This is a genomic window from Psychromonas arctica (assembly GCF_038155225.1).
GTDB lineage: Bacteria > Pseudomonadota > Gammaproteobacteria > Enterobacterales > Psychromonadaceae > Psychromonas > Psychromonas arctica_B.
Map to the genome: position 1 here is coordinate 177,996 of NZ_JBAKBA010000002.1, position 14,816 is coordinate 192,811.

The window sequence follows — 14,816 nt, forward strand, 5'->3', positions numbered from 1 at the left end:
TGTAGAAAGTGAATGAATTTGAGCCATATGATTTATCGAAAAATAGTGATAAAAAAAGGATTGCCCTCTTTCGAGTACAATCCTTAATTGATATGAGTTTGGCTTAAGATAATTTTTATAGAATAAGTATTAAATATTATTAACAGCTCATTCTATTTTAAATACCAAAAACCAATTTTGCTACATTCTTTAAACGTTACTGACTTGAATGAATTCAACTGGTTCAGTTGTCATCGCATCTAGTGGTGGAGCGAAGTCAGTTAACTTGATACCTTTAACAGCATTTTTGTATTCTTCCATCGTTGGTGTACGACCAAGGATAGTTGAAAGTACAACAACTGGCGTAGATGATAATAGAGACTCACCTTTTTTACCTTCAGTATCTTCAACAACACGGCCTTGGAAAAGACGCGTTGAAGTTGCCATTACAGTGTCACCCTTCTCTGCTTTCTCTTGGTTACCCATACAAAGGTTACATCCAGGACGTTCAAGATACATGATGTTTTCGTATTTAGTACGAGCAGACTCTTTTGGAGCATCATCATTAAACTCAAAACCAGCATACTTCTTAAGTACATCCCAATCGCCTTCAGCTTTAAGCTCATCAACAATGTTGTATGTTGGTGGCGCAATCACTAATGGCGCTTTAAAGTGGATTTTACCATTTTGATCTTCTAAGTTTCTCAGCATTTGAGAAATAATCTTCATGTCACCTTTATGAACCATACATGACCCAACAAATCCAAGGTCTACTTGCTTCTCACCTTTATAGAAAGAAACAGGACGAATGGTGTCATGAGTATAACGCTTAGAAACATCTGCATTATTAACATCAGGGTCAGCAATCATTGGCTCATCAAGTTGGTCTAAATCAACGATTAGCTCAGCAAAGTATTTAGCATTGTTGTCTGGTGCAAGTGCCGCTTTTTCACCTGACTTAATCTCATTGATACGCTTATCAGCTATTGCAATTAAGCCTTTAAGTGTTTCAATTTGATTATCCATACCTTTATCAATCATGATTTGGATACGGCTTTTTGAGATTTCTAAAGACTCAACCAATGTATCATCTTGTGAAATACAGATTGATGCTTTTGCTTTCATTTCAGCAGTCCAATCGGTAAAGGTAAACGCTTGGTCAGCCAATAAAGTACCGATATGTACTTCAATAACACGACCTTGGAATACGTTATCACCAAACTGTTTAAGCATTTGCGCTTGCGTTGCATGAACAACATCACGGAAATCCATGTAGTCTTTTAAGTCACCTTTAAAAGTAACTTTAACAGACTCAGGAATAGGCATTGTAGCTTCACCTGTTGCTAGCGCTAGGCCAACTGTTCCTGAATCGGCGCCGAAAGCAACACCTTTAGACATACGAGTATGTGAATCACCACCAATAATAATAGCCCAATCATCAACAGTGATATCATTAAGTACTTTATGAATAACATCTGTCATTGGACGGTAAACGCCCTTAGGATCACGTGCAGTAATAAGACCAAACTTATTCATGAACGCCATTAATTTAGGAATGTTTGCTTGTGCTTTGTTATCCCAAACAGATGCTGTATGACAACCTGATTGATAAGCGCCATCAACGATAGGCGAAATAACAGTCGCAGCCATAGACTCAAGTTCTTGAGAAGTCATTAAACCCGTTGTATCTTGTGAACCAACGATATTAACTTGAACACGAACATCAGAGCCAGCATGTAAAGCGGCTTTAGACATTACGCCCACTGCATTCTTGTTAAAGATTTTTTCAACAGCAGTTAGGCCTTGGCCTTCATGAGAGATTTCTTGAGATGGTGCGTAAACAAGTTCTAGTGGCACACCTAGTGTTTCAGCAGCAAAGGTTTGTAATTTTTTACCAAATACAATCGCGTAAGAACCGCCCGCTTTCATAAACTCAACAGCTTGTGGAGAGAATGCAGAAGAAACGTCTGCTAGCTCTTTATCACCGTTGTATAATTTTTTCTCTTTAGTGTTAATGGTTAACACTGTGCCTGTATCAACAGAATATGTTTGCTCTAGTACTGGGTCGCCGCTTTCATTTAAAATAGTTTTGCCATCAGCATCTACTTTCTTAACCCAGTTCTTAAGATCTAGACCAATACCACCAGTTACACCAACCGTTGTTAAAAAGATGGGTGAAATACCATTTGTACCTGCAACAACCGGTGCAAAGTTAACAAATGGAATATAAGGACTTGCTTGCTCACCTGCCCATAGTGCCACGTTGTTCACGCCAGACATACGAGATGAACCCACACCCATTGTGCCTTTTTCAGCAATTAGCATGACTTTTTTGCCAGGGTATTGTTTTTGTAACTCTTGAATTTCGTCTTGCGCTTCAGGTGTGATCATACACTTACCGTGTAATTCACGATCTGAACGAGAGTGAGCTTGGTTACCAGGAGAGAGTAAATCCGTTGAAATATCGCCTTCAGCGGCAATATAAGTCACTACATCAATTGTTTCAGCAATTTCAGGTAATTTAGTGAAGAAGTCCGCACGAGCGTAACTTTCAAGAATATCTTTAGCAATCGCATTGCCTTCTTTAAATGAAGCTTCAAGACGTTCAGTGTCTGCTTCATACAAGAATACTTGTGTTTTTAATACTTCTGCCGCGGGCGTTGCTACTGAAGCGTCATCTGAAAGGGCTAAATCAAGCAGTACTTCAACAGAAGGACCACCTTTCATGTGAGATAACAATTCAAAAGCAAATTCTGGTGTAATTTCAGCAACAACAGATTGACCAAGAATGATTTCTTTTAAAAATTGCGATTTAACACTAGCTGCATTAGTAGTACCAGGCAAAGTGTTATAGATGAAGAAATTAAGTGAAGCTTCACGATGCTCATTACCAGTATCTTTGATTTGAGTGATGATCTCAGCTAACAAGTCACCTTTATCAATTGGTAGTGGATGTAGACCTTCAACTTTACGATCTTCTATTTCATTTAAGTAATCTAAATACAGGCTCATTTATACCTCTAATAATAACAATAATTTAACATACGCAACATTATATACCATAAACATGGATAATAGATAGCCACTCAGCTCTCAGATAAAACGATATAATTCAATAAAATGAGGCACAAAACTCACCACATGATTATCATTATCAGTACCGATAAAAATTAACATAAAACATTTGATTAACATATTTAATAAGCCAATGTATTCATAGGTAGTTTATGCTTATTTGAATAAATATACGCTCTAATCCCTACTAATATAAAGGATATTAAAATCCTTTAATACTAAATTAAACAATGTGTTTAATAAAGCATCTAGCAATGTACAGGGACTTGATTTATGTCATCACGCTCAATAAACTGACTTTTTCAAACTTCAATGTTGTCAAGGTTACTAATGTTATTAAGTGGCTAGGTGCTGACTATATAATGATTTAATTGATAACTTAATTGAAAAGTTGATTGATGATTTATACTTATAATCTTAATTTTAGTTTCAGTTTTAGTTTTAGTGCCAATATATAAATACCTTTTACAGATATCGACTTAGGACAATACAATGGAAGAAATATACTTAGCTGGCGGCTGTTTATGGGGAGTCCAAGAATATTTGAGGCACGTACCTGGTATTCAGTTTACAGAAGTGGGTAGAGCAAATGGTACTACTCAACACTTAGATGGCGATTACGATGGTTATGCCGAGTGTGTTAGAACTCAATTTGATCCAAGTATCATTTCTTTAGAGCAATTAATTTCCTGCTATTTTGAAGTCATTGACCCATACAGTATTAATAAACAAGGCATTGATGTTGGCGAAAAATATCGTACTGGTATTTACTCTATTTCATTACTTCATTTAGCTGATGTTAATGAGATAATTAGCAGTAGAAGTGATCATGAAAAAATTGCAGTAGAAGTTCAACCATTAACAAACTATATAAAAAGCGCAGACGAGCATCAAGACAGATTACAAAACTTCCCCGATGACTATTGTCACATCCCTAAAGAAAAGCTTTATAAGTACAAAGAATAGATAAATCGCATCAAGTACCCTTCTCAATAATTATTATAAAAAACACATAAATTAACAGGGAAATTTAGCGCTCTAAAAAAACTGCCCTTTCCCTGTTTTTAATACTTATTTAAGGCATAAGTATTAAAAACAGCATAATTAATAATGAATCTTCAATATTCAAAGGCCAATTAGTTAAAAGCAAAAGAGTTAAAGACTAGCAATTAAAGCCGAGATAGCTGAATCACTTTAGCGGGTCCAACTCTAAATGAAAGGCTTAGAGCATCAGCTTCTTTCATGTGCAATGTTTGCTCATGTAACGTTAATGCATCTTGTGATGTCCATAACTCTATTAATACAAAATGAACATCACTACCTGTGACTCGTCTCATTTCATATTGTAAACAACCCGCTTCAGCTAGCACTAAAGGCTTAACTTTATTGTATAGGGCAATTTGTTGTTCAGCTTGTCCAGCCTGAACTTCAATGAATATCACTAATTTCATTTCACTGTTCATTTCAATCCCTATCCTCTTCTTTGAAGTAAGTTAAACTGTATCTTTGACTAATTAATGTGTTGATTAATCAATATGTTCATTTTTTGTAATATTGACTGTCCACTATTAATTATGAATTTTTGGTTATGCGGTAATAGTTACATAGCCTTAGTTAATGAGCTTTTTGCTAACGTGACTTTATTCACCGGTAGATTCAACTCTGAAGTGCTCAATATTACCAATGGCTGCGCTGTCACTTTACAAATACGGCCTCATTCAATATCAAGAAGCTGATTGGATATAACAAACTAATTTAATATAAAAAATAATGTACCAACCGTCATTGCACCCATCGTATAATTAAACACTTTTTTACGCTTAATCGTGGTTAACCGTTGTGCAATACCGACACCAAGGTAAGCCCATAAACTGATCGCAATAAACCCGTTTAAAGCAAAACACAACATGATCCATAAACCTGACTCAAGGTATTGTTCACCAGCTAACGTAAAAGTACTGATACTCCCGACACACATTGCCCACGCTTTAGGGTTTACAAACTGAAAGCAAGCGGCGGCGAATATAGACATAGGTTTGGTTTTTGTTTGTGCGTTATTGATTGAACCGGGATCTGTCGATGCAGTGGTGATTTTCCAAGCGAGCCAAAACAGATAAAGGCTACCTAAGACTTTTAATACATTATAAATATCAGGATAGCGTTCAAGTACCGCGCCTACCCCCAGTAAAACTGACGCCAATAAACTAGCAATACCCAATAAAATACCAAAGACATGCGGTAATGTTTTTTGATAACCAAACTGAGCGCCCGATGCTAATAACATAATGTTATTGGGTCCCGGCGTCACTGACATAACAAAAGCGAATAAAGAGATCGCTAACAGTAATGAAATATCCATATTAAGCCCTCCTTAATAGCTGATTAAATAACGTATTTAGTGGCTGACTTAAAATAGTCATCTTCAACTTTGTCTGAGTAGCCATTATTAATAGTGCTAACGTTTTACTCAAAACGAATGTCACTGAGTTTTTACTTAATTCTTGTTTAATTTCTTCAGGCGTTTTTCCAATATCGTCAATCAAATAGGAAGGTAAATCGCTTAATTGCTGTCGAGTTTGGTATTGCCTTATTAATCTACTTATCGTGCTTTTAGCCTTCATAACAATCATCCTTTTTATTAAATAATTATTTAATTTACTTAGTTGATGCTTGAACTAAGCAACTAGAAGCCATTGTAGATAAGCTTAATTTTCAATACAGACTCAATTTTATTTAGTTTTTAGATACAGAAAAGTAAAATTACACCCTGTATGTTTATTTTATGACCTATCTGTATGGTTAAAATAAATAAAACACATGTAATATAAATCTGTATTAAAAATAGAATAACCTAAATATTTTTTAAAAGGTACGTACAAAAGAAACTCGAAGGCTTCGAGGGGATAGTGCTAAAAGGGAGATCTGAAAATGAAGCTATACGATAAAGTAGCAAATAGTTTACGTGAAAATATACACAGCGGTTTCTTTGTAGAAAGGGATAAATTACCGTCGATTCGTCAATTAGTAGCTGAACATAACGTTAGTATCTCAACCGTCCAACAAGCTTACCACCAACTTGAAATGGAAGGTTTAATAGAAGCACGGCCTAAATCCGGTTATTTTGTTGCACATAAAACTACAACACCGACCTTGCCTATCACCTCTCGTCCAGCCCAGCGTCCAATTGATGTATCACAGTGGCAAGATGTATTAGAAGTGTTACTGGCCAAGGAAAACGTATCGACTACCCAATTACAACATGCAATGCCGAATATGAGTGTGCCGAGTTTAAACCCATTATTAAAAAAGATGTCATCATTAATGCGCCATCAAGTAGCGCTCAGCCTCCCCTATGGCAATATTAAAGGCACATTACAACTGCGCGAACAAATTGCTAAATTAGCGACTAATTCCGGTTGTGTATTGCATCCAGACGATCTCGTTATTACCTCGGGTTGCCAAGAAGGTTTATCTGTCTGCTTACGTTCCGTTACAGAGCCTGGCGACATAGTGGCCATTGAATCACCAAGTTTTTATGGTTCAATGCAAGCAATTAAAACGGCTAACTTAAAAGCCATTGAAATCCCAACCAATGCAGAAAATGGCTTAAGCCTAGCAGCATTAGAACTAGCACTAGAACAATGGCCGATTAAAGCTATTTTAGTCACCCCAACAGCCAACAACCCAATGGGATATAGCATGCCTGAAGCTGATAAAAAACGGCTTTATCAGCTAGCGCAAAGTTATGACATCAGTATTATTGAAGATGACATTTATGGCGATATTAGTTACCAATCACCGCGGCCTAAGACAATAAAGTCCTTTGATGAAGACGGTCGTGTTTTATTATGTAGCTCATTTTCAAAAACCGTCGCACCAGGAATACGCGTTGGTTGGATTGCGCCTGGCCGCTACCGCGATAAAGTAACCCATGTTAAATACGTCAGTAGTTCAATGTGCCCAACATTACCACAACTCGCCATCGCAGATTTTATCGAAACAGGGGCTTATAACCGCCATACACGTAAAGTACGTTTACTTTACAAACAAGGCCGAGACCACCTTATAAAATGCATTAAACAATATTTTCCACAAGATACACGTATCAGTTTTCCACAAGGTGGTTATGTTTTATGGGTGGAACTCAACAAGAAGTTTGATGCTGTAAAACTAGCAGCCCAATGCAAAAAGGGTGATGTCAGTATTGCACCTGGCACCCTCTTTTCTGCTACCGGGAAATATCGACATTGTATGCGCTTAAACTTTAGTGAAAAAACAGAAATAGAGCGTGAGCAAGCTATTGGTAAATTAGGATTTTATATCGAGCAACAAATCGAAAAATAACCAATAAACTTAATGGGTGTTTTACTGATATTCCGCTATTATGCATGACCAAAAATAACAGAGTATTTTGTTGATCATTAAACGACTTTTTTAAGGCTATTTAAAAATGATTAGATTCAAATAATAAGGCTATCACTTAAATAAAACATCATGCTTATTTTAAATTTGATGGAACCTATTTTGAAAAAAGCTGAAACCGAGTCCTAAACATGGTTCCCAAAACAGTCCCCAAATTAGCCATAAAATAACTAAAAACGTATATCGAAAAACAGATAAAAGAAAATGTAAACTGAGTAGCTAGAAGCATTCAATTTAAAATGAGAACAAGGGTAGCAACGGTAAATGGTTAGTAATTTAAATCACTTAAAAAACGAATATGATCAACAAGGTTACTTTGTTATTCAAAACTACTTTACTGAAACTGAAATGTCAGCATTAAGAGAAACAGTACAGACTTTCCATGAAACATGGAAAGCTGACAATGAAACCTTCTTCCAAAAAGAAGCGTTTAACTCTTCCTTAATAACCGGCACTCAGTATTTACAAAGCCAAGATCGTTTAAAATTATTTAACTTCATCTGTTCAAAAAAGATGACAGACATCATTAATGCCATTATTCCTAACGATCCAGCTTTCATGAATACTCAATTATTTTTCAACCCGCAACGCCCACAACAAGAAAATTTCTGGCACCGTGATTGCCAATACGATCATCATATTGAAGGTCAAAAAAAAGCGATTCAAGAAACACAAGTTGTGCATTTTCGCGTTCCATTATTCGATGAACCCGGTATGGAGTTAGTTCCTGGTTCTCACAAACGTTGGGACACTCAGGAAGAATTAGATGTTCGTCTGGCAAGAAAAAGAAAATTTAGCAGTGACGAGCTATCAACAGGGAAAAAAATACCATTAAAAGCAGGTGATTTATTAGTATTTTCCGCAGATATGATTCACCGAGGTTTATACGGCTTAGATCGTTTAGCGTTCGATACATTAATTTTTGATTCAGAAGGTGACTTTGTCGACTATGTGGATGATGATTGTTTACCCGATGAAGTCATGTTAGAAAAAATCACCAACCCAACAATATTTAAAAACACTCTGTATTTAAAGTCGTTAAGTGAATGTTAATCCTTTTAAGGCTTTGACTTCGCGGCGCATGGCGAATTAGGCAAAGCCTAGTGTTATGAGCGGAAGAGCTCTGCGAGTCCTGTTTTCAGCTTGCAGGAGTTTTGTGTTGATCCTTTTATGTTTTGAATTCGGGGCGCATGCTTCAGCTTGCAGGAGTTTTGTGTTGATCCTTTTATGTTTTGGCCTCGGGCCGCACACTTCAGCTTTCAGGCTTTCTGTATTAGTTCTTTTTTAGCCTTTGACCTTTAACTCAATCTTCAGTTTAAAAAAACTGAAGCAATCTAATTTTTTCACCTCAAAAGACAAAAAATACAAATACACACAAAATACTGCAGGCTAAAGCCAGCGCCCCAAAACCTTAAAAACCAAACATCATTACACAGCTAATTTTCTTAACTTAGCAGCCACTTTCGAACTTACTCATTATGCGTTAATTATTTTTATGTTTTGACCTTTGACATACTCTTTCATGTAAAGCATAACAACACACAAAAGACTGTAGGCTAAAGCATGTGCACCTAAACTTTCAAGAAGCTCACAACCATCTTCGTACTTTTGTTGAATATATATTATATTGTTCTGGAAACTGCTGTAACAAGTGCGTTTCTTCGGACTGAATTTGACGGTATAACGCGATTACACCAATGATAAAACAAAGTAATGAAAATAAAGAAGGTAGCGCAAGAAAAAAAGCAAACTGAGAGAGTGCAATGCTCAAAAACATAGGATTACGTGAAAATTTATAAAAGCCATCAGTAATAAGTTTTTTAGGGCCAGATGGGTCGATACCTGAACGCCATTGCTTACCCATTTTAAAATGAATAATAACAGTCATCATGAACCCTAGTGTGAGCAATATATTACCTAAAAGTACGATACTGAAAGACTCTGAAAGGAATAACAGACCTAAATAATCATCAACGTTAGGAAAAAACAATCTAGCTAAACACACCACCCAGATAGTGGATCTAAACACACGAAATGTCATGTGATTCCACCATGTAGAACAAAAACGCTCTCCGGTAAATATTAACTCTTTTTGATTTTCACGTAGACGGTTATGTTGAGTATTAAGTTGACTGTCATGTTGAGTGCTAAGTTGACTGTCATGTCGAGTACTAAGTTGAATACCAGCCTGTTCGCTAGACGGCCTATTGTTCTGGTGCTTATTAACAAGAACTTTAACGATGTAAAAAACAGCCACAAAGGTATAAAAAGCCGCTAAGTAAAAGCGTGTGAATTCTGTTATATCTAATTGGCTATCGTAGAATGTCATATTGCCCTATTAACCACGCTTATTCATTTAAACCTGTTTTGAATATTTACCTCTTTATTTTAAAGTGGCAATAAAAACCCACATGAAAAGCAGTATTTTAATCAAACAGTTGTATGATTTTGATTATAGTATAAAGACGATGATAATCCGAATCGACTAGGCAATTTTATGGAGTTTCTATAATGATTTTATGATATTTAAGTAGCCTTTTCATAGAGAGCAGATCAATGTTAATAAACAATCCTCTTACCGTGACTTTAATATAGTTAAAAGTTGTACCAGAAAGTGAATACACTAGAGCAACAATATATCCCCGTGGCTATTCAAGGTGTTTACATCACCATTTTGCCTCTGGGATCGTTAGATTGAAAACTAACTCAACGTTGCAACCTTCGATAACGACTCGCCATTGCCATCATGTTACGCCTTGATTTGCAGTCCAAGCTAACGGCTGAACAAAGCACCTTGAACGGTAACGGGATAGACTCTCTTAAAATGGTACAGGCAGGGAACAGTTATGAAGGAGCATTTCGCTCAGCAGGTGTTGTTTTAAACGTTTTATTTATTGTATGTGGATCGACCTTCGTTCTGTGTTGATGAGTTGCTTCAGCCCACCAAACTAATTGACTAAATGTTTGAGAGAAATAATCAAACCAAGCACTTTCCACTTGCCCTTCTTTCATTTCGCCCGCTTCAGTAAAAACATCTTGTGCTTTAGGCACATGGATCATCGATGAAACTGACAAACAACCTAACTCAGAAAGGAAAGATCGCAACCCAACGGCGGCACGCATTCCACCCCATTGACCAGCAGAGTAAGTAACAATCGCACTCGGTTTATAGGAAAATAAAGAACTACCAAAATGGTTTAATAGGTTAGTTAAAGCAGGACTCATCGAGTGATTATATTCAGGGCTAATCATGATATAACCATCGCTATCTTGAATTTTCTTAGCGAGTTGATTTAATGCTGCTGGCACTTGTTTTTTTGAATAGGAAAAATGCGGTTTAAAAACAGTGTCTAATGGATAATCTAAAGCATCAACCAATTCAAATTCATTATCACCAAAGCGATCAGTTAAACATTCAATACACGCTTTAGCTACTCGTTCACCAAGACGTGCGGGTCTCGGAGGAGTGCTATCGCGAACGGTTCCTAAAAATACTAAAAACTTCATTAATAACTCTCCGTCATGGACATTACATATCTAAAAATCAGGCCCTTCAATAATTAAACTTACAATAGGCAACCTAAAGCCTAAATAAAGCCCCTGTGTTAACTAAACATCTAATACAAATTTTTGAATGGCTTTTGCAACACCATGTTCATTATTACTCGCTGTAATATAGTCTGCGATGGCTTTTATATCATCGGTTGCATTGCCCATTGCAACACCTAAACCCGCGTATTTTATCATGTGGTAATCATTGCCGGCATCACCCATACAAATAACTTGTTCCATAGGAATTGATAGATGCTCAGCAAGCGCTTTAACGCCAATCCCCTTATTACTGTTTAAATTCAAAAATTCTAAGAAAAAAGGAGCACTTTGCATAATAGTAAACTCTTCATGCAAGCTAGCAGGTAGCTGTTTAATAGCAGCGGTCAGCTTCTCTGGTTTATCAACTAACATTACTTTAAATATCAATTCATCATCCGCTAATTCTTCAAAATCAATCAAAGTAATGGGCTCACCATTCACTCTGGATTCAAGATCAGTATATTCATTATGCGCAGGTGTAATTAATCCTTTTTCATGTGAGAAAGCATGAATATCAACATCGTATTGTTGAGCTACTTTAGCCAACTTCTTTGCATCTACACCCGTTAAAATTTGACTACGAATGATTGTTTCACTTTTTACTTTTTGCACTACAGAAGCGTTGAAACTTAAAACATAATCATCATCTGAATCCATACTTAATTCTTTTAATGACGGTCTCATACCGCTTGTAGGACGTCCTGACACTAATACAACTCGTACACCTTTTGCACGAGCAGCTGAAATTGAAGCTTTGTTTTCATCCGATATTTTTTTATCTGAATTGAGTAATGTGCCATCTATATCTAAGGCAATTAGTTTGTACATACTGACTCCACTATTTAATTAAGGTGTACGACATACCTTTTAATATTTTATTTGAATGTTTTGAATACCAGACAATAAAGTGATTATTCTCTCTTATTGTTATCAATAAACATTAATTATTAACAAACATTGTTCATTAAGTTTCTTATATAACGAGCTTACTTTATTTAAATGACAAAAATCACGAATACTGTAACAATTTACATTAAGTTACAGTACGTTACATAACTATTCCAATTAAAAAATAAAGCAAGAAACTAACGATACCGTATAAGATAAAAACCTAACATATTGGTGTTTAATAGCATTATGCTTCCATTATCCAGAACTAAAGTTAAGGACTAAAAGAGCTAACAAAACGAAGCAAAAAATGCCTAACCTATCTGAACCTTATTTAAAGCACCCTTTCTCTATCCACGCTAACACATCTGAAAAGCGATAATTTTCCAGTGATGCAAAACCTGTTAATTGACGAACTTTTAAACGCGTGAAAATAGGTGTTGTTAATCCACAAAAAAAGCGCGCTCTCAACACTGCACTATCATGAACACCTAACTTTTCTGAGATTTCAATACACTGTTGTGCTGCATCGTATTGTTGTAATGGTCGTAAACTAGCAACGACAGGCATGACCGCTGGATGCCCTGCACAAACAGAGCAATGCCCACAGGCGCCTTGTAAATTAGTGTCTGAGAAGTACTGTGCTAATTGTAAATTAAGGCATTCATCACTCGCAAAAAAAGCTAATAAATGATGAATACGTTGAATTTCACTGCTTTCTTTCTGTGAAAATCGTTGCGTTAACTCGCCTAATAAATCCCCTGTTATTTTAGATTTATCTACTTTATAGACTTGTGTCATTTGCTTTGTTTGTAGCTCAATCAACCCCTGTTGATCCAAATAATCGATAGCGGTTAATACACGACTTCTTTCACATTGATAAGTTTGCTGCATTTTTTCAAAATTAAGCGTGCTCCAAGTACGTGCTCTGTCCGATGTAGCAAGTATAGTTTGTACAAACTGTGCACGTTCGCCATTAAAACGTGAAACCAACTCATTTTCAGGGACTAAAAATTTGTATTTATATTCCGCATAATAACTATAAGCAGGTTCAATCACTTGCTCTAATTCTAAATAAACCAATAAGGTTTTTAAGGCTAATAAACGAATATTAGATTGAGTGGAAAGACTGTTCATTACCACTTCCCAATGCCCTTGGGTTTGGTAGATTTCATTAATGATGAAATCAATAGCAGAGCCTTCCGGTGTATCGGCATACACAAAATTTTCTAATACATTTAAGTTGTTTTTGTTTGCTAACACTAAACAATCTGAAGGTTGACCATCGCGCCCTGCTCTACCAATTTCTTGCGCATAGTTTTCAATAGATTTTGGTAAATCATAATGCACAACAAAGCGGATATCGCTTTTATCAATGCCCATACCAAAGGCAATAGTGGCAACAATTAACGGTATTTTCCCACTCATAAATTGTTGTTGGATACCTTGTCTAACTTCAGAATCTAAACCTGCATGGTAAGCTGTAGCTTGTACACCTTGTCGTAATAAAGACTCCGCCACTTGCTCTGCCGTTTTCTGTAGCGTCACATAAATAATGCCAGCACGATGCTGTCGGTCTTTTAACCAAGGCAATAAGGAGGGTAACTTACTCGCTTCATCAACACCGACAACAGATAGGTTTAGGTTGCTACGATAAGATCCTGTCAACGTAATATTGTTAATATCAATATGGAATTTAGCGGCCATATCGTGAATTACTTTTGATGTCGCAGTCGCTGTCAATAAAAGCACTTGCTGGATAGCAAACTCTTCACGATAGCTTGCTAACTTTAGATAATCAGGACGGAAATTATGTCCCCATTCACTAATACAATGGGCTTCATCAACCACTAATAATGAAATGGGTACTTTCTTCAAAAAGGCTCTGAAACGTTCGCTGTTAAGACGTTCTACCGAGATAAATAGAATCTTGATCTCACCATTTGCAACACTTTTATAAACTTGCGCAGACTCTGCAGGGCTTTGCATAGACTGAATACTCGCCGCTTTAATCCCTTTACTTTGCAAAAATTCTAATTGGTCTTGTATCAGCGCGAGCAGTGGAGAAACTACTAAAGTCAGGTGCGGTAAATGCAATGCAGGAAGTTGATAACAAAGAGACTTCCCTGAACCCGTAGGGAAAATAGCAGCTGCGCTATGGCCATCAAGCAACGCTTGAATCACCGGCTCTTGGCCGGGTCTGAATTGATCGAATCCAAAATATTGCTGCAGGGTAGAATACATAAAAAGACCTAAAAAAGATTAATGCTTATTTATAGCATAGTTAAAATATAGTTGAAGTATAGTTGAGAGTATTTGTATAAATGCCACTTCTACTTTCATCTTGTATATGGTTTAGTTCGTTTTGTTTTTACATTTACCGTTATTTGTATTAATTATTTTATGTTTTGATTACTAACTACACGCTTCTACTTCATATGACTGTCTTTACTAACACACAAAAAACTGCAGGCGAAAGCCAGCGCCCCAAAACCTTAAAAATTCAAACATAATTATACGATTAACCTTTTGACTTAACCGTCACTCTCTAACTTACGAGTGTTGGTGTGAATCATTTTATGTTTTGAGCTCGGTGCGCATGACGAATTAGGCAAAGCCTAGTGTGGTAAGTCCTATTTTCAGCTTACAGAGTTTTTTTGTTAACTCTTTTTATATTTTGTCCTTTGCCACACTCTACAGCTTATAAATATTTAACCTTATCAACTCCTTCATGCAAAGCATAAACAACACACAAAAAACTGCAGGCTAAAGCCAGCGCCCCAAAATCTTAAAAATTCAAACATAATTATACGATTAACCTTTTGACTTAACGATCATTCTCTAACTTACGAGTATTTGTG

Annotated in this window: 11 protein-coding genes; 3 read left to right on the forward strand and 8 right to left on the reverse strand. The window is 36.3% G+C overall.

The genetic code is table 11. The features are described 5' to 3' along the window. Window positions 1-189 precede the first annotated feature (189 nt). Window positions 190-2,991, reverse strand: a complete 2,802-nt coding sequence (locus V6255_RS01950) for a bifunctional aconitate hydratase 2/2-methylisocitrate dehydratase (RefSeq protein ID WP_341626634.1) — start codon at window positions 2,989-2,991, stop codon at window positions 190-192. 555 nt (window positions 2,992-3,546) lie between these two features. On the opposite strand from V6255_RS01950, the gene V6255_RS01955 reads away from it, so the two are divergent. Continuing rightward, window positions 3,547-4,020 (forward strand): peptide-methionine (S)-S-oxide reductase, encoded by a 474-nt coding sequence (locus tag V6255_RS01955; RefSeq protein ID WP_341626635.1) that lies wholly within the window; start codon window positions 3,547-3,549, stop codon window positions 4,018-4,020. A 203-nt stretch (window positions 4,021-4,223) separates the two neighbouring features. Here the strand turns inward: V6255_RS01955 and V6255_RS01960 are convergent, their stop codons facing one another. The 3 genes from V6255_RS01960 to V6255_RS01970 all read right to left on the reverse strand — a co-directional run bounded on the left by V6255_RS01960 (window position 4,224) and on the right by V6255_RS01970 (window position 5,675). Beyond that, window positions 4,224-4,517: an antibiotic biosynthesis monooxygenase family protein gene (locus V6255_RS01960; RefSeq protein ID WP_341626636.1), complete on the reverse strand. Its 294-nt coding sequence runs from the start codon at window positions 4,515-4,517 to the stop codon at window positions 4,224-4,226. 287 nt (window positions 4,518-4,804) lie between these two features. After that, window positions 4,805-5,413, reverse strand: coding sequence for a LysE family translocator (locus tag V6255_RS01965; RefSeq protein WP_341626637.1), 609 nt, complete (start codon window positions 5,411-5,413; stop codon window positions 4,805-4,807). 1 nt (window position 5,414) lies between these two features. Then, a complete protein-coding gene (locus V6255_RS01970; RefSeq protein WP_341626638.1) occupies window positions 5,415-5,675 on the reverse strand; it encodes a hypothetical protein in 261 nt (86 codons plus the stop codon). Window positions 5,676-5,982: 307 nt separating this feature from the next. Between V6255_RS01970 and V6255_RS01975 the strand changes: the two genes are divergently transcribed. Together V6255_RS01975 and V6255_RS01980 are read left to right on the forward strand one after the other, a co-directional pair. Continuing rightward, window positions 5,983-7,398, forward strand: coding sequence for a PLP-dependent aminotransferase family protein (locus V6255_RS01975; protein ID WP_341626639.1), 1,416 nt, complete (start codon window positions 5,983-5,985; stop codon window positions 7,396-7,398). Window positions 7,399-7,740: 342 nt separating this feature from the next. Then, a complete protein-coding gene (locus V6255_RS01980; RefSeq protein WP_341626640.1) occupies window positions 7,741-8,529 on the forward strand; it encodes a phytanoyl-CoA dioxygenase family protein in 789 nt (262 codons plus the stop codon). Between the two features lie 535 nt (window positions 8,530-9,064). Here the strand turns inward: V6255_RS01980 and V6255_RS01985 are convergent. From V6255_RS01985 to V6255_RS02000, 4 genes are all read right to left on the reverse strand, one after another. Beyond that, window positions 9,065-9,805, reverse strand: a complete 741-nt coding sequence (locus V6255_RS01985; RefSeq protein WP_341626641.1) for an isoprenylcysteine carboxylmethyltransferase family protein — start codon at window positions 9,803-9,805, stop codon at window positions 9,065-9,067. A gap of 515 nt (window positions 9,806-10,320) precedes the next feature. Next, complete coding sequence (locus V6255_RS01990) at window positions 10,321-10,983, reverse strand: NAD(P)H-dependent oxidoreductase (RefSeq protein ID WP_341626642.1); 663 nt, start codon at window positions 10,981-10,983, stop codon at window positions 10,321-10,323. Window positions 10,984-11,085: 102 nt separating this feature from the next. Beyond that, a complete protein-coding gene (locus V6255_RS01995; RefSeq protein WP_341626643.1) occupies window positions 11,086-11,895 on the reverse strand; it encodes a Cof-type HAD-IIB family hydrolase in 810 nt (269 codons plus the stop codon). A gap of 390 nt (window positions 11,896-12,285) precedes the next feature. Further along, window positions 12,286-14,199: an ATP-dependent DNA helicase RecQ gene (locus V6255_RS02000; RefSeq protein WP_341626644.1), complete on the reverse strand. Its 1,914-nt coding sequence runs from the start codon at window positions 14,197-14,199 to the stop codon at window positions 12,286-12,288. Window positions 14,200-14,816 lie beyond the last annotated feature (617 nt).